The organism is Lysinibacillus louembei, from assembly GCF_033880585.1.
GTDB classification, from domain to species: Bacteria; Bacillota; Bacilli; order Bacillales_A; family Planococcaceae; genus Metasolibacillus; species Metasolibacillus louembei.
Window position 1 is genome coordinate 3,234,723 of the sequence record NZ_CP137624.1, and the last position, 24,402, is coordinate 3,259,124.

21 protein-coding genes are annotated in these 24,402 nt (G+C 40.1%); 11 read left to right on the forward strand and 10 right to left on the reverse strand.

All coding sequences use genetic code 11. The annotated features are described in order from the left end of the window. Nucleotide 1 precedes the first annotated feature (1 nt). Complete coding sequence (locus R6U77_RS16100; protein WP_319836435.1) at nucleotides 2–1,270, reverse strand: D-serine ammonia-lyase; 1,269 nt, start codon at nucleotides 1,268–1,270, stop codon at nucleotides 2–4. After that, nucleotides 1,263–1,733 (reverse strand): YaiI/YqxD family protein, encoded by a 471-nt coding sequence (locus R6U77_RS16105; protein WP_319836436.1) that lies wholly within the window; start codon nucleotides 1,731–1,733, stop codon nucleotides 1,263–1,265. Before R6U77_RS16105 ends, R6U77_RS16100 begins: the two co-directional genes overlap by 8 nt. A 178-nt stretch (nucleotides 1,734–1,911) precedes the next feature. Between R6U77_RS16105 and gdhA the strand changes: the two genes are divergently transcribed. The 3 genes from gdhA to pepF (R6U77_RS16120) all read left to right on the forward strand — a co-directional run bounded on the left by gdhA (nucleotide 1,912) and on the right by pepF (R6U77_RS16120) (nucleotide 6,268). Then, nucleotides 1,912–3,282, forward strand: coding sequence for an NADP-specific glutamate dehydrogenase (gene gdhA / locus R6U77_RS16110; RefSeq protein ID WP_406601110.1), 1,371 nt, complete (start codon nucleotides 1,912–1,914; stop codon nucleotides 3,280–3,282). Between the two features lie 124 nt (nucleotides 3,283–3,406). Beyond that, nucleotides 3,407–4,090 carry a phosphoribosylaminoimidazolesuccinocarboxamide synthase gene (locus R6U77_RS16115; protein WP_293920038.1) on the forward strand — a complete coding sequence of 228 codons (684 nt, stop codon included), beginning with the start codon at nucleotides 3,407–3,409 and terminating at the stop codon, nucleotides 4,088–4,090. Between the two features lie 372 nt (nucleotides 4,091–4,462). Continuing rightward, nucleotides 4,463–6,268: an oligoendopeptidase F gene (gene pepF / locus R6U77_RS16120; protein ID WP_319836438.1), complete on the forward strand. Its 1,806-nt coding sequence runs from the start codon at nucleotides 4,463–4,465 to the stop codon at nucleotides 6,266–6,268. A gap of 50 nt (nucleotides 6,269–6,318) precedes the next feature. On the opposite strand, the gene R6U77_RS16125 is transcribed toward pepF (R6U77_RS16120), so the two are convergent. Continuing rightward, nucleotides 6,319–7,047 (reverse strand): class I SAM-dependent methyltransferase, encoded by a 729-nt coding sequence (locus tag R6U77_RS16125; RefSeq protein ID WP_319836439.1) that lies wholly within the window; start codon nucleotides 7,045–7,047, stop codon nucleotides 6,319–6,321. A 108-nt stretch (nucleotides 7,048–7,155) separates the two neighbouring features. Between R6U77_RS16125 and pepF (R6U77_RS16130) the strand changes: the two genes are divergently transcribed. Beyond that, entirely contained in the window at nucleotides 7,156–8,958 is a 1,803-nt protein-coding gene (gene pepF / locus R6U77_RS16130) for an oligoendopeptidase F (protein WP_319836440.1), read from the forward strand. Between the two features lie 48 nt (nucleotides 8,959–9,006). Here pepF (R6U77_RS16130) and R6U77_RS16135 read toward each other — a convergent pair whose 3' ends face one another. Further along, nucleotides 9,007–10,209 (reverse strand): NAD(P)-dependent malic enzyme, encoded by a 1,203-nt coding sequence (locus tag R6U77_RS16135; RefSeq protein ID WP_319836441.1) that lies wholly within the window; start codon nucleotides 10,207–10,209, stop codon nucleotides 9,007–9,009. A gap of 387 nt (nucleotides 10,210–10,596) precedes the next feature. Here R6U77_RS16135 and R6U77_RS16140 point away from each other — a divergent pair, with 387 nt between their 5' ends. After that, the gene (locus R6U77_RS16140) at nucleotides 10,597–11,334 is read left to right on the forward strand and encodes a sulfite exporter TauE/SafE family protein (RefSeq protein WP_319836442.1); all 738 of its coding nucleotides are present in this window, start codon (nucleotides 10,597–10,599) and stop codon (nucleotides 11,332–11,334) included. Nucleotides 11,335–11,349: 15 nt separating this feature from the next. Next, nucleotides 11,350–12,168, forward strand: a complete 819-nt coding sequence (locus R6U77_RS16145) for a S1C family serine protease (RefSeq protein ID WP_319836443.1) — start codon at nucleotides 11,350–11,352, stop codon at nucleotides 12,166–12,168. 61 nt (nucleotides 12,169–12,229) lie between these two features. Here the strand turns inward: R6U77_RS16145 and R6U77_RS16150 are convergent, their stop codons facing one another. The 5 genes from R6U77_RS16150 to R6U77_RS16170 form a co-directional block, all read right to left on the reverse strand. Beyond that, nucleotides 12,230–12,577 (reverse strand): DUF4351 domain-containing protein, encoded by a 348-nt coding sequence (locus R6U77_RS16150; RefSeq protein WP_319836444.1) that lies wholly within the window; start codon nucleotides 12,575–12,577, stop codon nucleotides 12,230–12,232. Nucleotides 12,578–12,724: 147 nt separating this feature from the next. Continuing rightward, nucleotides 12,725–14,275, reverse strand: a complete 1,551-nt coding sequence (locus tag R6U77_RS16155; protein WP_319836445.1) for a YndJ family protein — start codon at nucleotides 14,273–14,275, stop codon at nucleotides 12,725–12,727. Then, nucleotides 14,247–14,852, reverse strand: a complete 606-nt coding sequence (locus R6U77_RS16160) for a DUF4166 domain-containing protein (RefSeq protein ID WP_319836446.1) — start codon at nucleotides 14,850–14,852, stop codon at nucleotides 14,247–14,249. Before R6U77_RS16160 ends, R6U77_RS16155 begins: the two co-directional genes overlap by 29 nt. Further along, the gene (locus R6U77_RS16165; RefSeq protein ID WP_319836447.1) at nucleotides 14,849–15,757 is read right to left on the reverse strand and encodes a DoxX-like family protein; all 909 of its coding nucleotides are present in this window, start codon (nucleotides 15,755–15,757) and stop codon (nucleotides 14,849–14,851) included. The genes R6U77_RS16160 and R6U77_RS16165 overlap by 4 nt, the downstream gene beginning before the upstream one ends. Next, nucleotides 15,747–16,874, reverse strand: a complete 1,128-nt coding sequence (locus R6U77_RS16170) for an NAD(P)/FAD-dependent oxidoreductase (protein ID WP_319836448.1) — start codon at nucleotides 16,872–16,874, stop codon at nucleotides 15,747–15,749. The genes R6U77_RS16165 and R6U77_RS16170 overlap by 11 nt, the downstream gene beginning before the upstream one ends. Nucleotides 16,875–17,065: 191 nt before the next feature. Between R6U77_RS16170 and R6U77_RS16175 the strand changes: the two genes are divergently transcribed. The 3 genes from R6U77_RS16175 to R6U77_RS16185 are packed head-to-tail and all read left to right on the forward strand — an operon-like array spanning nucleotide 17,066 to nucleotide 20,494. After that, nucleotides 17,066–18,382, forward strand: a complete 1,317-nt coding sequence (locus R6U77_RS16175; RefSeq protein WP_319836449.1) for a spore germination protein — start codon at nucleotides 17,066–17,068, stop codon at nucleotides 18,380–18,382. After that, nucleotides 18,379–19,458, forward strand: coding sequence for a GerAB/ArcD/ProY family transporter (locus R6U77_RS16180; protein ID WP_319836450.1), 1,080 nt, complete (start codon nucleotides 18,379–18,381; stop codon nucleotides 19,456–19,458). Before R6U77_RS16175 ends, R6U77_RS16180 begins: the two co-directional genes overlap by 4 nt. Continuing rightward, complete coding sequence (locus R6U77_RS16185) at nucleotides 19,448–20,494, forward strand: Ger(x)C family spore germination protein (RefSeq protein ID WP_319836451.1); 1,047 nt, start codon at nucleotides 19,448–19,450, stop codon at nucleotides 20,492–20,494. Before R6U77_RS16180 ends, R6U77_RS16185 begins: the two co-directional genes overlap by 11 nt. A 68-nt stretch (nucleotides 20,495–20,562) precedes the next feature. On the opposite strand, the gene R6U77_RS16190 is transcribed toward R6U77_RS16185, so the two are convergent. After that, complete coding sequence (locus R6U77_RS16190; RefSeq protein ID WP_319836452.1) at nucleotides 20,563–22,248, reverse strand: methyl-accepting chemotaxis protein; 1,686 nt, start codon at nucleotides 22,246–22,248, stop codon at nucleotides 20,563–20,565. 287 nt (nucleotides 22,249–22,535) lie between these two features. Here R6U77_RS16190 and R6U77_RS16195 point away from each other — a divergent pair, with 287 nt between their 5' ends. Beyond that, entirely contained in the window at nucleotides 22,536–23,717 is a 1,182-nt protein-coding gene (locus tag R6U77_RS16195; RefSeq protein ID WP_319838389.1) for a winged helix-turn-helix domain-containing protein, read from the forward strand. A 96-nt stretch (nucleotides 23,718–23,813) separates the two neighbouring features. Continuing rightward, nucleotides 23,814–24,308 carry a GNAT family N-acetyltransferase gene (locus R6U77_RS16200; RefSeq protein ID WP_319836453.1) on the forward strand — a complete coding sequence of 165 codons (495 nt, stop codon included), beginning with the start codon at nucleotides 23,814–23,816 and terminating at the stop codon, nucleotides 24,306–24,308. Nucleotides 24,309–24,402 lie beyond the last annotated feature (94 nt).

Genomic DNA, 24,402 nt, shown 5'->3' on the forward strand with positions numbered 1-24,402 from the left:
TTTATTTTTGTAAATAATGCGTGCGCCATTCATTTGGTACTAAATTGCCGCCTGTTGACCAGACGAGATGATTGGCATTTTTCTGTGAATAAGTGTCCACTAGCTGTATAAGGCCAAAAAAGCCTGCATGTGCAGATGGCTCCATGAAAATATGCTCCCGCTTATACATTTCTCGCAAACTTTCAAATAAAAACGCATCTTTTACAGTATAACAACCACTCACAATCGTTTCCATCTGTGCGCCAACAAATTTCGACGCTCGCCCAACCGCAAGCCCATCCGCCTCGGTTTCATTCGTTAAGCCGATTTGTGCCACATCAATTTCATCATGTAAGCCTGTCATCATCCCGAGCAGCATGCATGGCGATTGCGTTGGCTCGGCAAAGAAAATATGAACATTTTGACCATATAACTGCTTCAAGCCATAGCTAATCCCACCAGGTGCCCCACCAACACCACATGGAATATAAACAAATAGCGGGTGTTCCTCATCAACCGCTATGTTTTGTGCCTCTAGCTGAGCCTTCACACGTAGCGCTGCAACCGCATAGCCTGCGAATAAATCAAGTGAATTTTCATCGTCAACAAAGTGGCATGTAGCGTCCTGCTCTGCCTCTAAACGCCCCTGTTTGACAGCCTCACTATAATCCGCCTCATACTCTATCACTGTGACACCTAAATCTCGCAGCAATTGCTTTTTCCATTCCTTCGCATCCATCGACATATGCACTGTTACATGAAAGCCTAGCTTTGCGCTAATAATGCCAATGCTTAATCCTAAGTTTCCTGTCGAGCCCACTGCAATTTTATAGTTTTGGAAAAATTGGCGGAAGCGGTCATCATGCAATTTGCGATAATCATCTTCCTTCGATAATAACCCGTGTTCAATTGCTAAGCTTTCGGCATGCTTTAATATTTCATAAATACCACCACGCGCCTTTACTGAGCCTGCAATTGGTAATGCATGATCACATTTTAATAGAAGCTTTCCTTCAATTTTCGTTGCATAAGCATTTTCTAAATATGCCTTCATTTGCTCGACTTCGATAATAGGCGATTCAATGATTCCGTCTTGTATTTCTGGGAAAGCGTCTTGCAAATATGGCGCAAAACGCTTCAATCTTGCTTCCGCCTCATAAACCATTGCCATTGAAAAAGGGAAGCTTTGTTCATTATTTACTTGATCGTTAAACCAAATGACAGGCTCAGCTCGTTGTAAAGATGGAATAAGCGGTAAATTTTCTAGCCTTTTTTCGAATGAATTATGCATTATTATTCATTTCTCCTTTCAATTTGACAGCCCGTTCACAAATTTGTTGAAAAAATTTTTTGAAGGCAATATTATTTTCCTCGGTGCGCTTTTTGGGTCCTTTCGTTCTTCCACCTGCTCGGCGGAATTTTGCACTCTCATAACGAAAAGCGAGCAACTGGTCTATATTATCGGCAGTCATTTCTCTGCCATTATGGTCCACAACAAATGCGCCTTTCGCCAAACACATGGCAGCTAATCCATAATCCCCCGTTATGACAATATCATTTTTAGAAAGCGAATTCACTAGCTTAAAATCAACTGAATCAGGTCCCTTTGGCACAACAATCGTTATTACATTATCACGCTCAATGCGATGTGAAGTATCGCAAAATAAGATAGGTTTTATCTTATATTGAGATGAAACAGATAGCGCCAAATCAATAACTGGGCAGGCATCTGCATCAATTAGCAATTGAATCATCAATGATTTCCCCTTTCAAAAAAGCACATTTCTCTCTCTTATTTTATTATTTTTATATAATTTTTTGCCGGCTTTTTCTCCTCCCTTCTCATAAAAGCGAATAAAAATTTATTGAATTGCAAGAAAAATCATAATACTATAACATTTAACCGTATTTTTAGGAGGGAACTTTTTTATGATGACTGATGTAATGAACCATGAACAGCTAGCAAAAGAATATATTGATGGTGTATTTGAAAAATTAAAAAAGAAATATGCCTTTGAATTAGAATTTTTACAGGCAGTTGAAGAAATCTTTTTATCGCTAGTACCTGTTTTTGCCCAAAACCCAGAATATATTCACCATAATATTTTAGCACGTATTGTTGAACCTGACCGCATCATTTCATTCCGCGTTGCATGGTTAGATGATGAAAATAAAGTACAAGTGAATCGCGGCTATCGCGTACAATTTAATAATGTAATAGGTCCATATAAAGGCGGTCTTCGATTCCACCCTACTGTAAACGAATCCATTATGAAATTTTTAGCATTCGAGCAAATATTCAAAAATGCCTTAACTGGTCAGGCAATCGGCGGCGCAAAAGGTGGTTCAGATTTTGATCCAAAAGGAAAGTCTGATGCTGAAATTATGCGCTTCTGTCAGGCATTCATGACAGAGCTCTATCGCTACATTGGGCCTGATTGCGATGTTCCAGCTGGTGACATCGGTGTTGGCGCACGCGAAATTGGCTATCTATGGGGACAATACAAGCGCATTCGCGGGCAATTCGAGCAAGGTGTACTAACAGGTAAAAAGCCGGGCTATGGTGGCTCTTTAGGACGCAAGGAAGCAACTGGCTATGGCTTAGTATATTTTGTCAGCGAAATGCTGCATGATGCCCATCTATCCTTTATGAATAAAACAGTCGTTGTCTCTGGCTCAGGCAATGTCGCTATTTATGCAATTGAAAAGGTGCAGCATTTCGGTGCAAATGTTGTCGCATGCTCTGACTCAGGCGGCTATATTTACGATCCAAAGGGTCTTGACTTAAAGGCAATAAAAGAAATTAAAGAAGTAAAAGGCGCACGTATTAGCACATATTTAGATTACCACCCTAATGCACAATATGTGGAAGGCTGCTCAAACATTTGGACAATTCCTTGTGATATTGCCCTACCTTGTGCGACACAAAACGAAATTAACGGTGACGCTGCACGCACGCTCGTTGAAAATGGTGTCAAATTAGTTGCCGAAGGGGCTAATATGCCATCCGATTTAGAGGCGATTAACGTCTTTTTAAATGCTGGTGTTTTATTCGGTCCTGCCAAGGCGGCGAATGCTGGTGGCGTTGCTGTATCAGCGCTTGAAATGGCACAAAACTCAAGCCGCCATAACTGGGCATTTAACGATGTAGATACGAAATTACACGATATTATGAAAGATATTTTTGCAGAAAGCAAAGATGCAGCTGAAAAATACGGTTACCCAAACAATTTAGTTGTAGGCTCAAACATTGCTGGCTTTAAAAAAGTTGCAACTGGGATGATTGCAGAAGGCGTTTATTAATATTGTAGGCTGTCGACAAATCGACAGTCTATTTTTAATTTCAAAAACGAACATTTTATATAGACAAATACGTAATCGTTCGTGTTAAAATGTAATTATAATTTTGTGAATTGGAGGGTTTCTTGTGGAATTAGTATACACAGGTAAAACGAAAAATGTCTTTCAGCTTGAAGATGGTCATTATTTATTGCAATTTAAAGATGATGTAACAGGTGAGGACGGCGTGTTTGATCCAGGTGCGAACACAGTTGGCTTAACAATTGAAGGCGCTGGCTTAGCAGGACTTCGCCTCACTTCCTTCTTCTATTCAAAGCTTAATGAGCAAGGTGTACCAACGCATTATGTGGATGCCAATTTCGATGATGCAACAATGACGGTGAAGCCTGCTACGGTTTTTGGTAACGGCTTAGAGGTCATTTGCCGCTTTAAAGCAGTGGGTTCTTTCCTTCGCCGCTACGGTGCCTATGTCAAGGAAGGGCAAGATTTAGACGCCTTTGTTGAAGTAACGATTAAAGATGACGAGCGACAAGACCCACCCATTTCAGCAGATGCGCTTGCTATGCTAGGCATTTTATCATTAGAGGAATACGAAATTTTAAAGCAACGCACAATTGAAATTTCGAAATTCGTTGCAGCAGAGCTGGCTAAAAAAGGCTTAACTTTATACGATATTAAGCTTGAGTTTGGTCGCGATGCAAAAACCAATGAAATCCTTTTAATTGATGAAATTTCAGGCGGCAACATGCGCGCATACAAGGGCGACGAATATATCGAGCCATTGCAATTAGAAAAAATTATGCTTGCATAAGAAACTATTTGGAACACAGAGATTAGCTGTGTTCCCTTTTTGTGTAACTTCTCTTCTTTCTCGTCCGCTGTGCACCACAAACACTCGAATACAACATTCCCTGCTGATTATCAGTTTTTCTTTCAATTCAAAAGCGATACTTTATTCTATTTGGCTAGATGCAGCACTGATTCACCCATCGAACTGTGGAATTCGCTCAACCAACAGCCAAATTCGCTCATCGAATGTCTAAATTCGCCCATCCAGCACATAAATTCGCTCAACCAATCTATTGAAACCTACTTCTTTTCTCAATACCGTCATAATTTTTGCGCAATTTCGTAAATGATGGTACAATTTATTTCGAATATCGGAATGACGAGGAGGCTTTTTATGTCAACATTAAAACGTAGTGAAGTAAATATTGAAGAAACTTGGAATTTAGCAGATTTATTTGCAACAGAGCAGCAGTTTGAAGATGCCATTGTGGAAGCGAAGGAAGTTGCTACAGCAATCGCTGAAACATATAAAGGAAAAATTGTAGATACAGAGAGCGCAGTCAATGTAATTGCTGCATATGAAAAACTGTATGAAAAATTAGTTCCAATTGGTACATACGCAAATCTTGCACATAGCGTTGAGCAAACAGATAGCGAGGCACAAATGCGCGCAGCGAAAGTAGGTCAATTCCACTCTGCGCTCGGTGCTCAATTATCATTTATCCAAAGCGAGCTATTACAATTAGATGAGCGCGTATTAGTTGAGGCAAGCGAAAAAGCGCCACAATATGCAAACTATATTCGTAAGCTATTGCGCCAAAAGCCATATCAGCTACATCCTGAAGCTGAAAAAGCGTTAGCAGCTTTCGGCACAACATTTGATGCAGCATACGGTCTGTACAATACGACAAAATTAGTTGATATGCAGTTCCCTAATTTTGAAGCAAACGGTGAAAGCTACCCACTTAGCTATAACTTATTTGAAGGTGATTGGGAGCCAGAAAACGATAAAGAGGTTCGCCATGCGGCATTTGAGGCATTCCATAGCAAGCTGCGCGAATATCAGCATACAACAGCTAAAACATACGATACACATTTAAAAACAGAAAAAACAGAGGCAAACCTACGTGGCTATAGCTCTGTTTTCGACTATTTATTACAATCACAAGAAGTGGACCGCACGCTTTACGACCGTCAAATCGACTTAATTATGTCTGAGTTGGCGCCACATATGCGCCGATACGCAAAATTATTGCAAAAGGTGCATAAGCTTGAGCAAATGACATTTGCTGATTTAAAAATTTCACTTGACCCATCTTATGAGCCAAAGGTGACAATTGATGAATCACGCAAATATATGAAGGAAGGCTTAGCTGTAATGGGCGCTGACTATGCAGAAATGCTAGATCGTTCATTTGACGAGCGCTGGACGGACTTTGCGAACAATGCGGGCAAATCAACAGGCGCGTTTTGTTCTAGCCCATTTGGCTACCACCCATATATTTTAATTTCTTGGACGAGCAAAATGAACGAAGTATTCGTATTAGCTCATGAGCTAGGTCATGCTGGTCATTTCTATTTAGCGAATGCTAACCAAAACATTTACAATGCACGCCCTTCTCTATATTTCATCGAAGCACCATCTACGATGAATGAAATGTTAATGGCGAATCATTTATTACAAAATTCTAACGATGCACGCTTCAAACGCTGGGTCATCTCAACAATCGTGTCACGCACTTACTACCATAACTTCGTGACCCATTTATTAGAAGCAGCATATCAACGTAAAGTGTACGATATTATCGACGCTGGTGGCTCTGTCAATGCACCGAAGCTAAATGAATTAAAACGTAGCGTACTAGAACAATTCTGGGGCGATACAGTGGATATTTTAGATGGCGCTGAATTAACATGGATGCGCCAGCCACACTACTACATGGGCCTATATCCATACACATACTCTGCTGGCTTAACGATTTCTACACAAGTATCGAAGCGTATTTTAGAAGAAGGTGAGCCTGCTGTAGCGGATTGGATTAACGTCCTAAAAGCTGGTGGCACACAATCACCTGTTGAGCTTGCTAAAATGGCGGGTGTTGATATTACAACAGAGGAGCCATTGCGCAACACCATCGCTTACATCGGTAGCTTAATTGATGAGCTTGAAAAATTAACAGCTGAGCTTGGCGAAATTTAATCTAAATAAAGGCTAGCGAGAATGTTGAGATTTTCTCGCTAGCCTCTTTTTTATGAATGTTTTTCAGCCGATAGCAATAAAAACATTGGTCTTCTCATCTCATCCTTCATCGTTTCGAGCATTTCCTCTGATGGGTAGGATTCCTTCATTGTCTTAATTGTAAATCCTGCCTCAATCAATGTATTGACATAGGTTGATACTGTGCGATGATATTTAACAACATCCTCGGCTAAAAATGATGTTTGACGTAGACCCTCTAAGTGATAATCGTCGACGGGCCAATGCCTAGGTTGCCCCTTTTCATCGTAATGCCAATCTTGCTCTGCACGGCTAGTGAAAATCGGATGCTCCACTGAAAAAACGAAGGAGCCACCCTTTTTTAAAACGTTAAATATTTTTTTACAAACTACATCAAATGCTTCAACATAGTGAAACGCCAGTGAGCTAATGACGATATCAAATTGCTCCTCCGCAAAATCGATATCCTCAATCGGCATTTGCAAATATGTAATCGCATCGCTATTTGTAAGCTTCTGTGCCTGCTTTAACATTTTTTCAGATAAGTCGATACCCGTTACAGCGTTTGCACCTTGCTCCACTGCATAGCGGCAATGCCAGCCGAAGCCACACCCTAAATCAAGCACCGTTTTTCTTGCAAAGGGGGGCAATAGCTCCTTTAAAATATGCCATTCCCCTGCCGCCTTTAAGCCATCTACAGAGCGAGGCATTTGTGCATACATATCGAAAAATTTGTCATTATCATATTTATTTTGTTTCATTATCTTCCCTCCATTTAACTATTATACCCCATAAAAATTTTTGAAATATTCAGCAAATAATGCTACAATTTATTTCGTACAGCGGAATAATTAGGGGGCTATTATATAATGACAACACTTAAACGCAGCGAAGTCAATATCACAGAAACATGGAATTTAGATGATTTATTTGCCACAGAGCAACAATTTGACCAGGCAATTGAAGATGTCAAAGCTTATGCTTCCACTACAGAGGCGACGTATACAGGAAATATTGTCAATGCCGACAAAGCAGTGGCAGTCATTGCTGCATATGAAAAATTCCTTGAGCAAATGATGCCAATTACGACATTTGCTTTTCTTGCACAAAGTACGGATCAAACGAACAGTGAATCACAATTACGTTCTGCCAAAATATCACAGCTTTCAGCTTCATTAAACTCCCAGCTATCCTTCATTCAAAGTGAGCTTTTACAATTGGATGAAGCAACTTTGCGTCAGGCTGGTCAGCTAGCACCGCACTATGCTCATTTTATTGATAAGCTATTGCGTCAAAAGCCACATCAGCTTCATCCAGATGCAGAAAAAGCATTAGCGTCATTCGGCACGACATTCGGTGCTGCCTTTGAGCTTTACTACATTACGAAACTAGTTGATTTACAATTCCCTGACTTTGAGGTAGATGGCAAAAGCTATCCGCTAAGTTTCAATTCATTTGAAGGGGATTGGGAATTTGAAAATGATTTGGCACTCCGTCGTGCTGCATTCGAGACATTCCATCAGCAATTGCGCAACTATCAGCATACGATGGCGAAAACATATAACACGCATATCCAACGTGAAAAAACAGAGGCAGATTTGCGCGGCTACACATCTGTGTTTGACTATTTGCTGCAATCGCAGGAAGTGGATCGCACATTATATGACCGACAAATCGATTTAATTATGCAGGAGCTGGCACCGCATATGCGTCGCTATGCTAAATTACTACAAAAGGTGCACGGTATTGAGCACATGACCTATGCGGATTTAAAAATTTCACTTGATCCAGCTTACGAACCACAAGTATCAATTGAAGAGGCACGCCAATATGTCAAAGAAGGTCTTGGCGTTTTAGGTGAGGATTACGCACAAATGCTTGACCGTGCATTCGATGAGCGTTGGATTGATTTTGCACAAAATATCGGCAAATCGAATGGCGCCTTTTGTTCAAGCCCATATGGCTACCATCCATATGTATTAATTTCTTGGACGAGCCGTATGAAGCAAGTATTCGTTTTAGCGCATGAGCTTGGTCATGCTGGACATTTCTATTTAGCAAACACGCATCAAAATATTTTCGATGCACGCCCATCGATGTACTTTATTGAAGCACCTTCGACGATGAATGAAATGCTAATGGCACATCATTTATTGCAAAATGCCACGGATGCGCGCTTTAAACGCTGGGTCATTGCGAAAATGGTATCGCGCACATATTATCATCAATTCGTGACACATTTATTAGAAGCTGCGTATCAGCGCAAAGTGTATGAAATTGTTGATGCAGGAGGTACTGTCAATGCGGCTAAGCTAAATGAATTAAAGCGTAGCGTTATCGAGGAATTTTGGGGCGATACGGTTGAAATTACAGAAGGTGCTGAATTAACATGGATGCGTCAGCTGCATTATTACAAAGGCTTATATCCATACACATACTCTGCTGGTTTAACAATTGCAACAGAAGCATCACAGCGCATTTTAGCGGAAGGTGAAACAGCTGTCACAGATTGGCTCGACATGTTAAAACAAGGTGGCGCAAAAACGCCTGTTGAGCTTGCAAAAATGGCGGGTGTGGATATTACAACTGAGGAGCCGCTACGCAACACAATTGCCTATATTGGTAGCTTAGTTGACGAGCTTGAAAAATTAACAGAAGCGATGAATGCATAAAATATATCCGAAAAGTAGCTTAAAGCGCTGCTTTTCGGATAGTTATTGCTATTCGTATACTGTTATTGGCTGCTGAAACAAATCTGATACACCTGTATCAATTGCAGCGCTGCCAACCGCCTTTGCGACAACACCTACAACGCGCTCATCCAATGCCTTCGGTACGATATATTCCTCATGCAGCTCCGACTCTGTTATTAATGAAGCAATCGCCTCTACCGCAGCCAACTTCATCGTCTCATTAATGTCCGTTGCTCTTACATCTAATGCACCACGAAATACGCCTGGAAACGCCAGCACATTATTAATTTGATTCGGATAGTCAGAACGCCCTGTGCCCATTACACGCACACCCCATGCTTTGGCATTTTCATAGGTAATTTCTGGGTTTGGGTTCGCTAAAGCAAAAACAATCGGGTCAGCATTCATCGAAGTAATATGTGCCTCTGTTAATAAATTGGCAACAGACACGCCGATAAAGACATCCGCCCCTACTAACGCATCCGCAAGCTGCCCATGCTGCAATCCGCTATTTGTTAAATGGGCAATGCTCTCTTTCATCGCATTCATGCCCTCTTTTCGTCCTTTATAAATAATACCTGTCGTATCACACATAAATATATTCGTAAAGCCCATTTGCACTAGAATACGCAAAATGGCAATCCCTGCTGCCCCTGCCCCGTTAATCACGACCTTGACCTCACTTGATTCCTTGTGCACAATTTTCAGCGCATTCATCAGCCCTGCGGCAACGACAATCGCTGTGCCATGCTGGTCATCATGAAAGACAGGAATTCCACACTCAGCACGCAGTCGATCCTCAATTTCAAAGCAGCGCGGTGCCGAAATATCTTCTAAATTAATCCCGCCAAATGTTGGCACAAGATGCTTTACTGTTTGCACAATCTCATCCACATTTTTTGTATTTAAGCAAATTGGTACAGCATCCACATTGGCAAAGCGCTTTAATAATAATGCCTTGCCCTCCATTACAGGTAATGCAGCTTCAGGTCCTATGTCGCCGAGTCCAAGCACCGCTGTCCCATCTGTGACAATGGCTACAAAATTACCCTTTATTGTATAGTCATAAACAAGAGATGGATTTTTTTCAATCTCAATACAAGGTGCTGCTACACCAGGTGAATAAGCTAAGCTTAAATCATAGGCATCCGCAAGCGGCACTCGTGCTTTGATTTCCATCTTCCCACAATATTCCTCATGTAATTGTAACGCTCTTTGCATAACATCCATTCGCATATCTCCTTTTAGTTATCTGAATTTTCTTTATAGTTACGTATCATATCGCCTGCAAAATATGATGTCAATAATAATTTCCCACCCGTTTGAAAAATATATTTAAAGCCATATATAGCAATGGATTGCTCAATGTTTCACAAATAATAAATGGCTAAAAATTAGTTTTTTAACATAGCAATAAAATAGCGCTTACATTTTCTAGCACTATTCAGACAGGCTACTTTTTTGTGAAAATATACACGATTCATTTTCACTGCAAAATTATGAAAATTTTCACAAAGTCACAAGTATAATTCGTCACATTTTAGACACATTCGCAAAATACATTTTAAAAATTCAAAAAATAATGTAAAGTTGAGTATATAGAAAGAAGGCGATTTTTTGTTAACATTATTATTTTTAATTGGTTTTCTAGGAAATATTATTGGTACACTAGCAGGTGGTGGCGGACTTATCACATTACCAACTATGCTGTTGATTGGAATGCCTGTTCACTCTGCAATTGGTGCTAATAAAGTTGCGAGCGCAGTTAGTGCATTATCCAACTTTTATTCGGCTCTGCGTCATAAAGAAGTGACTTTGGCAGAAGCTCGTCCAATAGCTATATTATGCTTTAGCGGCGGCTTGCTTGGAGGATTAATTGCCTCCCTATTACCGAGTAAAGTGTTAACAATGATTGCATTATGCTTACTTATTTTTGCCTTCATTCTCTCTTTTTTAGGCCGAACAAATTTTGGTGAAAAGGTCGTCCTTGAGCTAAAGCATCGTACACGCGCACTGTTAATTGGTGTTGGCATTTATGATGGGATGTTTGGACCTGGTAGTGGAACATTGCTATTATATATTTATGCCAGTGCTGGACTAAGCTATATGAAGGCTGTCGTATTAGGAAGAGTCGGTGTTTTTGCTACTTGCTTTGGTGCGGCAATTACATACATAGTAACTGGGCAAATTTTATGGATGGAAACATTATCATTAATGGCTGGTGCAATTATTGGTGCGCAAATCGGTTTATTGCTTTCACGCAAAGTAAGCAATAAGCTTGCTAGTCAGCTATTGCGTATTATTACAGTAATTTTAATCGCTCAACTCGCTTATGACTTAATTGTGTTATCGTAAAGGAGGAGGAGCTAAATGGATAAGCAACAACAGCCTCAGGAGGAGCCTTTAACAGAGGAAGAATTTTTGGAGCTTGTGCTAGCTGAACAGGAAAAGGCGTTAGAGGAAGAACGGCAGCGTCGTCTCAATGGCCAACCGAAAAAACGACAACAGCGTCCAATCATTCGCTTCGCCGTTTATATTATGGCATTCGCCTTATTATTTAATACATTTGCTATCATTTTTCAAATTTATTCGATTCCTGCAATTGAATTTATTAAAGTATCAACAAAGCTGTCACAGCAGGAAGATATTCAGCAATACAAAAAAGCTATTGTTGAAATTTCATCCGAAAACAGTAAAGGTACAGGCTTCGCTATTTCAGCAGACGGCTATATTTTGACAAATGCACATGTCATTGATGATGCGCTAGCGCTTACCGCTGTTTTCCCTGACAACGGCTTATATAAAGCACATGTCATTGCAAGCAACCCTGAAGTCGATTTAGCTATTTTAAAGGTGGAGACCGAGGAGGGGCTACCGTATCTTCCATTAGCCAATACTTTTCAGCCAAATAAGCAGCATGTCTATGTCATTGGCAACCCTCTTTATTTCACCGGTATTGCCAATGAAGGAACCGTGCTAGAGCCCTTGCAGCTTGATGATTGGCAGGAGCCTGTCATGATGCTACAAGCACCGATTTACAAAGGCAATAGCGGTAGCCCTGTTTTGACTGAGGACGGACAAGTAATTGGTGTCGTCTTCGCTACGACAAAGCATAAGGAGCATGGACGTATCGGTCTATTTGTGCCGCTTGAACTCGTGCAGAGGGAATTGCAATTAATTGGTTTGTAATAAACAATAAAAAGTGTCTGAACTACAATACGTTCAGACACTTTTTATTGTTTCCCAAATGCTATTGTAAATATTTTCGCACATCATCCAAACTTTCAATCGTGAAAATATCCCCTACCAATATTTGCAAAGCTACAGAATCTACATGGAGAATGCTTTGTTGAATATCCTCTGGTAGCTTGCCGAATTTTCGGAACAATAATTGCTGAACAACTTGTGCCATCGTCTCTGTTTTTCCTTGTTGCAGCCCTTGCTGCAAGCCTTGTTGTAGTCCTTCCTCTCGTAAGCTATCTGCCAATGTCATCGTTAAGTCACTCCCCTCTGGAAATTGTTTCTCTACTTCTTGTAAGATATGCTTCATATCGTCTTTCGACAATTGCTTGACTGCCCCCATTAAATAACGAATCATCGTTTCAAAATACTCAATACTTGTTGCTCGATCTTCTAGCTCGTTTAAATAATAGACAGAGCGATAGAAGATTGTTAAGATTTGCTGCGTGTTTGGTTGGTAAATATCGCGTAATAGTGTTAAGCCAATATAGTAATTAAAGGAAAATTAAATTTCTCGCTCAATCTCATAATCAATATGCAAAAAAAGCAAGCCAAATAACGTCATTTGATGTGCTGCTAGTAATTGTGTTGCGGAAATTGCTGTAATTGTGAAACGCTCCTGTAATGGTAGTTTCATGACAGCAGAGCCTATCGCTAAATAAACACCCGCATCTGCGCCATTACGACTCGTTAAATGTAGCTTTCCTTGCTCCTCATACAATGCTAAAATCCCAATCATCGTTGAATAGGGCAATGGCAACGCAATATTCATATAGGTTTGATCAGATGTATGCTGAGAATAAATCGCTGTGAAGACACGACGTCCCTTCACTGTGCGAATCCATGCTCGTGGAAATGTTCGCCCATCCACCTTTTCATCCACGAGCACAATACGCCCTGTCATTTCTGTTTTCGTTTTACTCAATGGCAAATTAATTTGCTGAACCCACCTGCTCAAGCCTTTATAAATAAAGGCGAAGGGTAAAAACCACCACGCCCAACGCACCTGCGCAAATAACCGGTAGGCGGTTGTCTGCTCGTAAAAATGCGCAATAGCTGGATGTAAATTTATCGTCTCCACAAAATCATCTAGCTTCTCGACTAAGCCTTTATGTACAGCTCCCTCATTTACTAGCTTTCCTCGAATTTGGCTAATCGGAAATTGAAAAGCGCCCTGCCTCGTTGCAGGGATATGTAGCAGCCATCCGAGCACCGTAAAAATACCGAAGAAATAGCAATTAACAAAGCCATGAAACTGCAACATATTTGGAATATCAACAATCATATGTCCTGTAAAATTACCATACGCATATAAAACAGACCACAGAATAGAGAAACATATTGCTGCAATGGAGAGACGAATAAAAATCCCCTGCCACAAAGAAAGCTTTGTACGTATTACAAGAAACAGCAGCAAATAAATCGCCAAAATATAAAGCAGCGCTGACAGCATTTCAATAACTGTTGACAGTGTAATGCCAATCGCCATCCATATTGGCCCTGACACAATCACCGCCACAACAAGCTTATATAAAGTACCTCCTGTTAAACGTCCAAGCAGCCCAACTGAAATACAAAGCAGAAAAGCCGAATAATGAAAATGAATCGCAGTTAGCCATGTAATTAAAGGTGTGAAGCCTGTATCAATACCAACCGTATAAGCAAAAAACCACATACCACCAACAACTAAATATATAAGCCCGATATCAATGGCGATTTCTGCTGTATTAGTAAAGCCACGCTGTAAAAAACGACGAAAACCTAGCCAGCTAATCATCGCTGTTGCTAGCAAATAAAGCGCGGCTCCTACAAGCATCACCGTTTTATTTGTCGTAAAAGCTAGCATTGCTACACTGAGTTGACCAAGTGCTACAAGGCTTTGCTGCCCCTTCGTTAATTTCACGATGCCCTGCACAATCGCCGGCACAAATACGAGCTGTGCAAGCGTTAAATACAAGAAAAAATGAGCCCTATCCGCCCCAATCACAACAACGGCAAAAAGAAGCAGACCAAATAGCGATAACGGATTAATCGACTGGCGTAAATTGCCCAGCATACAACATCAGCCTCCCTACTAGCGGATTCATGATGGAAACATGAATCGTATACACCTGCAATGCATCATCATAGCCCTCTTCAACAATGACTCTCCCCTCTAAACAGGGAGGTATCTTCATTTCAAACTTCTTCGCAACAAAGCGCTGTAAGCCTGAGCGAATCAACAAGCGCCCTTCCTTCGTCACAGAAAAATGCAAATCCGAATAAAACAAGGCAGGTGTGCCTAAATAATCCTTTACAATATGCCGCTCTGTATCAACGGTCATTAACGCATCAAAGCGACGCACCTTATCTCCAAAATAAAAGGCACGCTCCCACTCTACTTCGTAATCTCCATTATCCATTTGCTTACAAACATTGCGAAGCGTAAACGGCACATTGCGTCCCGATTCTGGAAACAAAAAATGAAACTTCGTCGCCAATCGATAAAAAGGATGTAATAGATTTGAGCCTGTTTCAATCGTTTGCATCATACCAGTTGCCTGAAACGGCTCATTCAAAGGTAGTGCATAGCGTTCCTGCAATTTCGGATGGAGCCGCTGAAAGCTTTCCCCTAATAGCTTTTCATAAATCATGCCTCTCTCCTCCTTTTGCAGCTTTTCGCTGTAGGGCAATTTTGCTGGCAGAGATAACCGACAATCGATAAAGCAATCAATGCGCCATTTAACGAAATCACATTAAACGGACCTATTAATGTTTCACTGCTTGTCAAGCCTGTGCTAATCGTTAAAATTGGAAACAAGACAAGTTGCATCATATACAGGTGGCTTTTATTAAATGGCAATAGCCAAATTATGCCGAATAATATTTCAGCTACACCAACCAAACGTACAGCCCATTGTGCCATCCCCCCGCCAATACCACTGACCGCAGTAAAAAGTGCTACTTCCTCTGGATGTAGCCCAATAAGCTTCGGTACAAGTCCTTGATAACACCAAATAAAGAAAAACGTCAGTGACAACAATACTGATAAAAAGAAGCGACGATATTGTATGCTTGGTGGCTCTCCTGTATTTAGCCATCTTCGCAATACATCAAAGCTGAGTGCTGTCGCCCAGCCCATCAATGGGCGAAATAATATATCAAAGGCTCTGCCTACTGCACCGAAGCGCACCTGATAATCGTATTGTGTTAGAAAAGTCAGCGTTTCTCCATTCGGCACGTATTGCCAGTACCCTTTTCCCTCTGCAATCGGTGAAATTTTTTTCTCCGTCCCAAAATGCAACGAGGAAGTTCTTGACCCATTTTTTTTATGATGTGTGCCTTTGCTTTCACCCCAGCCTTCTACAGTGAAAAGCGAGCCTACTTTCGTTTTATATGTAAACAATTGTGATGCATCTGGTGTTTCCTTGTCTTTATAATGGATTTCAGAAAAACGCAAATCCCACTTTGCATGCAGTTCCGGATTTTGCGTATATTCCCATAATTGCTCCATCGATGTATCCATCTCGATTTCAACATAAATTGGCTTACTTTTCATGTCGTATCACATCCGTTAACCGATAATTGTCTACATTGATTTCAGTCACTAGCCCTTGTGCCAGTGCTGCTAATTCCTTACCTAAATATGGACCAACCGTTAAGCCACTTGAGCCTAAGCCATTTGCTACAAGCACATTCGAAAATTGCGGCAAGCGCCCAATGACAGGGATGGCATTTGGCACAACAGGACGAAAGCCTACTTTTAACTCACTTAACTGTGCTTCTCGCAAATCAGGGGCTATTTGAAAGGCTTTTTCTGCCATTTCATGTGCCGCACCAATCGTCGGGCGCATATCAAAGCCTTTATCATCCTCATGCGTCGTGCCTACCATCAATCTCCCCTCTTCAAATGCCAGCATGTATAAAGTGGAAGGTGCCATGACAACAGGTAAATGCTCCGTTTTTTCGTTATCTAGTTGCAGCTCTAAAATTTGTGCCTTCTGCGGCTTCACCTGCATATCGAGCTTGAGCGGCTGCAATGTTTCATTGCCCCATGCACCTGTTGTCACAATGATTTCATCTGCTTCAATGACGATACCGTTGACCATTACACCGATCACTTTGCCATCCTCCACTTGTAAGGCAGCATCACCTTCAATATATTTTGCATCTAGCTTAATAGCTGCATTTTTCATTGCTTGCGTTACTTTTCGTCCATCAACCCGTGCACCACCGCTTGCATACGCAGCATGCATTGGCTCTGTTATGTAGGGGAACATTTTCGTTATTTCTTCAGCTGACAGCTTTCTCGTTCCACCAATTTCAGGTGCTTCAGCTTTACGCTTATCCGCCAATGCTAAAATTTGCTCAATGCGCTTTTCCTCTGAATGAATATGCAATGCACCTACTTGTGCATAGCCTGTATCGAATTCACCTAGCTCAGCTAATTTTTCGATAAGCTGCGGATAGTACGCTGCACCGTTTTTCGCTAAAAAATACCATGCTTTATTGCGGCGCTGTGAAAGCCATGGGCTAATAATGCCTGCTGCTACATTTGTCGCCTGGCCCGCGTCATTACGATCAATAACTGTTACCTGTGCCTTATTTAAAGCTAAATGAAGGGCAGTCGAGGCACCTAAAATGCCTGCGCCTATTACGATATATTGTTTTGTCATTTTATCCCCTCTTTTACTATATAGACTTTGCCAATAGCACTATTATGATACCATATTTTCCTTGTCGATAAGGCTGTCTAGGAAGCAAAATATCCTACATTGGTTCTGCCCACCTATTTCAGCATTTGCATAAAATAACCGCTTATTGCCAATAATTATTTTATTGTTGATTTAAATAAGGAGAAGGCTCTATGACAAATATAGTGAATGAACTCACAAATAAATTTTCCAATCATCACGATTTTTTTATAGAGGAAGAGCTGATTGATAATACGATTGTTTATGTAATTGGTTTTACTACGCTTGTAGATGTAACGAAATCAAAATTATATATTCAACAAATAGCTGCTTCATCTATTTCAATAAAAGCATTTTTTACTAATATTAGCAATGAATTAAATGTCCCTGATGAACAGCTGATAAAAGCAATATTGACAGGCTCTATCATCATCCTTTCTAAAGATGCCACGAGAAATGCGGTTGTTGAAGCTTTTCCTCAAAAGCTCGGAAGCGATATTAGTGAGTCAAAAAACGAAAGCCCTGTGCAAGCTTCAATCGACGCCTTTGGCAATCATCTCGATATAAATGTTGGTATGATTCGCAAAAGGCTTAACACAGAGCGTCTCTGCCTTGACTCTTATGAAGTAGGTCAATTAAATAAGCGTAAAATTTATATGCTTTATGTTAAAGGCCGTGCATCTCCTGAGCTAATTAACAAGGTGGAGCAGCAGCTAACAACGGTTCAGCGCGATATTGAGACATTGGACGATTTAAATAACCAATTCGGTCATCGTAGATGGAGTCCTGTCAGCCACTTTTCTGCAACAGAGCTTCCAATACAAGCTGTTGATGCTTTAAAAAACAACCGCATTGTATTTTTTTTAGATCAATTTCCTTTTGCACTTATCTATCCAAATCTTGTTGGAGACATGGTCAGTAGTGCAAATGATCGCAATCTTACTTTTGCGCTAACTGTTATGCTACGCGCTTTACGGATTATCGGCATTTTAGCAACTTTGCTTCTTCCTGCATTGTATGTTGCTTTAGTATCAGTAAATCCTGAGCTGTTTAAAACAGATTTGGCACTGTTTGTTATTCAAAGTAGAGAGGGAGTTCCTCTTTCAGCCTTTCTCGAAACAATTGTAATGGTCATATTGGTGGATTTAATATTGGAGGGTGTTGTCAGGTTACCTAAAAGCGTAGGACCTGCTGTGACAATGGTAGGTGGGATTATTTTAGGACAATCCATGGTAGAGGCAGAATTAGTCAGCAATTTATTAATTATTACAATTACGGCTGTTGTCATCGCAAGCTCTGCAGTTGTTGGTATGCAAAATTCCTTATACTTACGGTTACTGAAATACCCTATTTTATTGTTGGCATCTGTTTTTGGTATTTTAGGCATATGTACAGGCTTCGTGCTTACTATTATCTATTTAGCAAGCTTAACCTCCAATGAAATTCCTTATCTCACATTTCGTCTAGGACAAAAAGGTGATGAAACATGACAAAGCAACTCCAAATTGTAGCGGTTTTCATCATTGTTTCTTTAAGCTATGGCTACTTGCTCTATCCAAGTATTATTTATTCGTTAACCGACACGACTCATTGGCTTGTCGTGTTAAGTCAAGGCTTTATCCAATTAATTTTAGTATGGCTATACATTAAAGGGTTGAAGCGCTTTCCTCAGCATACATTGCTGGATATTTATTCAAAGATGGGCAAATGGATGACGCTGTTATTTCTCTTCCCCTTTGCGCTCAATCTTATAGCCCTTATCACATTTAGTGTACGCATGCACACAGAAACCATTTTATCAATTTTTTTACCTCGAACGCCTTATTGGTCGATTTTACTATTGCTGCTATTCATCTCAGCTTATACAGCCATAAAAGGCTTTGACACGATTTTACGCTCTGCCATTTTTATTGTATTACTTATTCTATTCATTATTTTGTTGAACACCTTTTCATCATTTGTCAATTATGATGTATATAACATTGCATCAGATAAACATGTTTCTATCGCTTTTTTATTGAATCCAAAATTTCTGACTCTTATCGGCTTCTCCTCCTTTTTATTTTTAGGGTTTATTACGAATGACAAGCCTTTAACATTTCCACCATTTATGATAGCGAGCATTGGTGTCATAGTCATTTTATTATCTTTTATTTATATCCCGCTTCTTATATTTGGGCATGAAACGGTTGTCACAATGCCCCATCCTTTATTGGAAGCAACGGATTCCATCAACATTGGATGGTTTGTGTTCAATCGCCAAACGATGTTTTTAGGTATTACATTAATCGGCTTCGTCATACTAGCAAGTGCCGTCATGCTATGGATGATTGGGCAAATTATGCAAAGCCTTCTTCCAAAGTCGAAAAGGAAAAATTCTTTTTGGATTATAATCTTTACCACGTTTTCACTAATTGCAGCATTGCTATTACCAAATCAAGCTGTAGCTGAAAAATACTTTCTATGGGGTGTAGGTATACAAGCTTTCTTTATGGCCATTATTCCGCTAACTATTTTTATTTACGGATTCGCATCAAAAAGAGGTGGTGTAAAGCATGAAAATTAAAAGGTTATGTCTGCTGTTGATACCAGTTCTTTTACTTGCTGGCTGTTGGGATATTAAAGATATTAATAAACGCTTCTTCCCTTTAATCGTCGCCATTTCAAAAGAAAATGATGAAGCCTATACAATTACATTGCAGATGCCTATTCCCCAAAATGTCAATGAGGCTTCAAGAACTGTCACTGTCAAGGCAAATAGCATTGGAAGTGCACTGGAGCAAGTTCAGCTCGATGCAGAGGATGTCATCGATTACTCACAAACACAGCTCATTTTTATTCAAAGTAATTTAGCAAAGGAACAGCAGGCGATGCAAAAATTAATCCATTTTGTCATGAACGCCAAGGAGATTCCTTCAAGGGCATTATTGGCCATTACAGATGAGAACGTTGAGGATTTATTAAAAGACATTAACCAAAAATTAGGCATTCAAACATCCTCTATCTATGATTATTTCAATAAAGGCTATGACTGGGCTCCAGAAATTTTTAGCATACCTATTTGGAAAGCATATCAAAGCCTCTTTTTCCATACACAAGACCTTGCGATTCCAGTTGCTAGTGCCGGAAAGGACACGGTGCTCACATTTGAGGGCTTAGATGTTTTTCGTAAGGGCGAGAAGATGGAAAGAATTAGTACAGCAGAAAGCCTGTTGCTCAATATGGTACAAAATAAAAACGAGGGTGGTACGGTAGAAAGTCTTGAGTCTGCTGATATTCATATTATCAATAGCTCTGTAAAGAAGCATGCAACAATGAAAAATAAGCGCCCTGTTCTATCAGTGGACTTACATTTAACAATGCGTATTTTAGAAAAAAAGCAAGATATTTCAGATAAACATATTCAACAACAGCTGCAACAGCGTCTCGAACAAAGATTCCACACGCTGTTGCAGCGATTACAAGAGGCGCATACAGACATTTTTGGCTTCGGTCAACAATTTCGACAGTTCATTCCTTACAAGGAATTAAAAAATTGGCGAACGACTTATTATCCTAATTTACAAGTTGATTTCAATGTTTCAACTACTATAACACAGTAAATCTATTTTACAAAAAATGTCTGAAAAGTGGCGTATTTAGAGCACACTTTTCAGACATTCATCTATTGCTACACTTTAAATTTTTGGATTTCCGCTTGCAGTTCTTGCGCATTTTCACTTAAAGTGATGGCTACATGTGATACTTCATTCATTGTAGCTGCCTGTTCCTCCATTGCCGCAGCTACCATATCAATATTGCTAGACGTTCTTTCAGCACCAGAGGCAATTTCCGTTACAGAAGCAGCAACTTGCTCTGTGCTTGCAGATAATTGCTCGGCTGTTGCGGATATGTCCTGAATTTGATAAGTCATATCACTTACTGCCCCTACAATTGCTTGGAACGATTCACCAGCTTTTGTAATGACCTCTACACCATCTTTTACAGAAGCAAGTGAGCTTGCTACCGCTCGTTCAACATCTCCTGTATCCTGTTTAATCTCCATTGTTAGCTCGACTATATGATTGGCAGATGTCTTCGATTCCTCTGCTAATTTACGTACTTCATCAGCAACTACGGCAAAGCCTTTTCCCGCCTCTCCAGCACGTGCTGCTTCAATTGCCGCATTTAGTGCGAGCAAATTCGTTTGTTCTGTAATAGCTGTAATGACCTGTGTAATACTTTCAATTTCCTCTGTTTGTTTAGCTAGCTTCTGTACTAGCTCATTCACTGTCGAGGTTGTTGCACTAATCACTTGCATTTGCTGACTAGCATGTTCAACAATTTGCGTACCGTTAGTCGCTACACCGCTTGCATTAAGTGAAGACGAATGCAGTGTTTGAGAAGCCTCTGCAATCCGTTGAACACCCTGTGCTGTTTCTCCCATCGCTAATGCACTTTCATTGGCTGCACGTGTTGACACCTGTGTCGTTTCTGCTGTATCAGTTACTTGTCTCGTGACTTCCTCTGTTGTAGAAGTCATTTCCTCACCACTTGCTGAAAGCTGCTGAGCGGAAGCACTCAGTTGCTCTGCATTCGATTGAACATTGGCAATTAAGCTACGTAAATTGTTTTTCATAATATTAAAAATATTGCCAAGTTGTCCTAGCTCATCCTTGGAAGCAATCGCTATATCTGCTCCAGAAAGATTTCCTTCACTAATAACCGTCGCACTATCCATAATGCTATGTAATGGATTGGTAATTGTTCGACGTATGTAAATCATTAGCCCGATACCAATCATGACACTAATTGCTAAAACAACAAGCGAAATAATGTGAGCCATTGTAATCGCTGAGACTGTAGCATCTTTAATTTCATCCATCTGCCCCATTTGATAGTTTTCCATTTCCGTTGTCACAGCGAATGTCGCTAAATTTGTCTTTGAAATCGCTGTATTAAGCAGCACCATCGCTTGTTCTCTATCATTCTTTTCAACCGCTTCTATAAACCTAGGTAAAACGGTATTAAACTCTTGATTAGAAGCATCAAGCTGCTCCCACCATTCCTTCATTTGCTCTGCTGCTAAATAAGTCTTTAAAGTAGCAATATCAGACTTTAGTTTATCAACAAACTGTAAAAGCGTTGCTTTATTTTCTTGCGATGGATTTTCAATCATCGCGCGAATGTAAACCTCCTGTACCGCCACCCCAAAACGAATTTCTTTAATAGAAAGCATTTGCTCTAAACGTGAATCCATTGCTTCTGTTGTTCGCTGCTCAATCTTATTTAAATTCATATAGTTACTGCCAACAGAAATCGCTAGCAATAGAATAAAAATAATAAAAGAAGCATTCAATTTTTTCCCTACGCTCATTATAAATCCCCCTCCTTTTTTATTATGAGAAAACAGCTAATTTACTCACAATAATTTATAACATTCTCCCATAAACAAAAGAAAAACGAAATATGCAATATACATAAATAACATCAAATAAGTAAAATTAATTCTATATGACTAATTTTTTTAGAAAAAACTGGAACTATTTCTCGTTTTTTAATGTCATCAGCAAAAAGCAAACGCAAGTTCTTATTTTATTCTTTTCTTTTGTCTAAATGTTTTATATGATAAAGGAAAACTAAATGAGAAAGGCAGATGTGTGCATGATTCAATTAACGAACAAGCAAGCACGTCAATTTTTACTATTGAAGCATGGGCTGTTAGGTGAATATAAATTTAATGGAAAGGAAGGAATTATGGATTTTGCCAAACAAGTCAGCTGTATTCAATACGACCCGATCGATGTCTGCGGAAAAAATGCCGAATTAGTGCTACAATCGCGCATTAAAGGGTTTACGAAGGAACTGCTTGCTGAATTGCTGTATAAGGATCGACGCCTTGTCGATTATCCCGATAAAAATTTAGCGATTATTGTTGTGGAGGATTGGCCTTATTTTGAGCGTTACAGACAAGCAGCACGTCAACATGGTGAGCGCTATCCTGAAATGGAGGCATTGACAGCACAAGTACGCACGCATATCGAACAGCATGGGGCTATCAGCTCAGATGATTTAAAATTGGCTGGCAATTTCTCATGGCAATCGGTCATTCACTGGAGCGGTGGTAACAATGTATCACGCTCTGTGCTAGAGCAGATGTATTCAACTGGCGAATTGATTATTCATCATAAAAAAGGAACACGGAAATATTACGATAGCGCCACAAAGTACATACAGTCAAGCTTGCTGGATGCACCAGAGCCTTTGGAAAACGAGCTTGCACATTATAAATGGCGGGTACTGCGTCGAATCGGAGCTGTTGGACTTTTATGGAATCGTGCATCTGATGCATGGCTAAACATACGTGGATTAAAGGCAACACAGCGCAATGAGGTTTTCCAGCAGCTATTACAAGAGGGACGTATTTTAGCTGTTACTGTAGAGCAAACGAAGGATTTGTTATACTGTCTTGCGGAGGATTTACCACTTATTGAAAGCATTTTGCAGAAGCCAGCCTTAAAGCCACGCTGTGAGCTAATTGCTCCATTGGATAATTTGATGTGGGATAGAAAGCTTATTAATGCATTATTTGGCTTCGATTATACGTGGGAAATCTACACACCAGCAAGCAAACGAAAATTTAGCTACTACGTATTGCCTCTATTGTATGGGGAACGCTTTATCGGACGTGCCGAGATTGTTGTGGAACGTAAAACCAAAACGCTTGCCGTTAAAAATATTTGGTATGAGGATGACATAAAGCCAACACAGGCCATGCAAAAAGTCTTGAATCATTGCCTTCAAAGGTTTGCAGCATTCAACGGCTGTGAAACGATTTCAAATTAAATATCTGAATACATTGTCCAAAATTGCACATTGAATGCAGATACAAAGGCACGTATGATAAGTACTAATCAAGTTAAAAATGGAGAGAGGTACAGGATGGTTACATTAAGACATGTAGAAATGGCAGATTTAGAGCAGCTAATAGGAATTGAAAATGAGGGCTTCTCTAGCGAGGAAGCAGCTACAAAAGAGGCATTTATCGAGAGAATTCAGCTTATTGCGGATACTTTTATTGTGGCAGAAAGCGATGGGAAAATAGCGGGCTATATTAATGGTCCTGTCATTTCACAGCCTTACATTACAGATGATTTGTTTAAGAAAATTGTCAAAAATCCACCAAAGGGTGGCTATCAAAGTGTATTAGGGGTAGCCGTAACAAGGCACGCAAGAAATCAAGGCATTGCAAGCATGTTAATTAAAAAAATGGAAGAGCTGAATGAGCAAAATGGGCGTCAAGGTATTACGCTAACATGTAAACAGGAGTTAATTGCTTTTTATGAAAAGCTCGGCTTTGTCAACGAGGGGCTATCTGAATCTTCACACGCTGGAATAGATTGGTATAACATGGTTAAAACAAAAAAGAGCTATTAAAATAAGGAATTACATATTTATTGAGGGCTGCCTGAAAAAAAATCGTCTTTTCAGACAGCCTTCACCTTTGTATTAAATATTCGCTAAGATTTTT

Coding starts and splice junctions, on each gene's coding strand:
- R6U77_RS16155 (WP_319836445.1), bottom strand. CDS start 14,275: ATGCTGGGCAATTTACGCCAGTCGATTAATCCGTTATCGCTATTTGGT.
- R6U77_RS16200 (WP_319836453.1), top strand. CDS start 23,814: ATGGTTACATTAAGACATGTAGAAATGGCAGATTTAGAGCAGCTAATA.
- R6U77_RS16150 (WP_319836444.1), bottom strand. CDS start 12,577: ATGATTCGTTATTTAATGGGGGCAGTCAAGCAATTGTCGAAAGACGAT.
- R6U77_RS16175 (WP_319836449.1), top strand. CDS start 17,066: ATGACAAATATAGTGAATGAACTCACAAATAAATTTTCCAATCATCAC.
- R6U77_RS16145 (WP_319836443.1), top strand. CDS start 11,350: ATGGATAAGCAACAACAGCCTCAGGAGGAGCCTTTAACAGAGGAAGAA.
- pepF (WP_319836438.1), top strand. CDS start 4,463: ATGTCAACATTAAAACGTAGTGAAGTAAATATTGAAGAAACTTGGAAT.
- R6U77_RS16100 (WP_319836435.1), bottom strand. CDS start 1,270: ATGCATAATTCATTCGAAAAAAGGCTAGAAAATTTACCGCTTATTCCA.
- R6U77_RS16105 (WP_319836436.1), bottom strand. CDS start 1,733: ATGATTCAATTGCTAATTGATGCAGATGCCTGCCCAGTTATTGATTTG.
- R6U77_RS16180 (WP_319836450.1), top strand. CDS start 18,379: ATGACAAAGCAACTCCAAATTGTAGCGGTTTTCATCATTGTTTCTTTA.
- R6U77_RS16170 (WP_319836448.1), bottom strand. CDS start 16,874: ATGACAAAACAATATATCGTAATAGGCGCAGGCATTTTAGGTGCCTCG.
- R6U77_RS16195 (WP_319838389.1), top strand. CDS start 22,536: ATGATTCAATTAACGAACAAGCAAGCACGTCAATTTTTACTATTGAAG.
- R6U77_RS16160 (WP_319836446.1), bottom strand. CDS start 14,852: ATGATTTATGAAAAGCTATTAGGGGAAAGCTTTCAGCGGCTCCATCCG.
- R6U77_RS16190 (WP_319836452.1), bottom strand. CDS start 22,248: ATGAGCGTAGGGAAAAAATTGAATGCTTCTTTTATTATTTTTATTCTA.
- gdhA (WP_406601110.1), top strand. CDS start 1,912: ATGACTGATGTAATGAACCATGAACAGCTAGCAAAAGAATATATTGAT.
- R6U77_RS16125 (WP_319836439.1), bottom strand. CDS start 7,047: ATGAAACAAAATAAATATGATAATGACAAATTTTTCGATATGTATGCA.
- R6U77_RS16185 (WP_319836451.1), top strand. CDS start 19,448: ATGAAAATTAAAAGGTTATGTCTGCTGTTGATACCAGTTCTTTTACTT.
- pepF (WP_319836440.1), top strand. CDS start 7,156: ATGACAACACTTAAACGCAGCGAAGTCAATATCACAGAAACATGGAAT.
- R6U77_RS16135 (WP_319836441.1), bottom strand. CDS start 10,209: ATGGATGTTATGCAAAGAGCGTTACAATTACATGAGGAATATTGTGGG.
- R6U77_RS16165 (WP_319836447.1), bottom strand. CDS start 15,757: ATGAAAAGTAAGCCAATTTATGTTGAAATCGAGATGGATACATCGATG.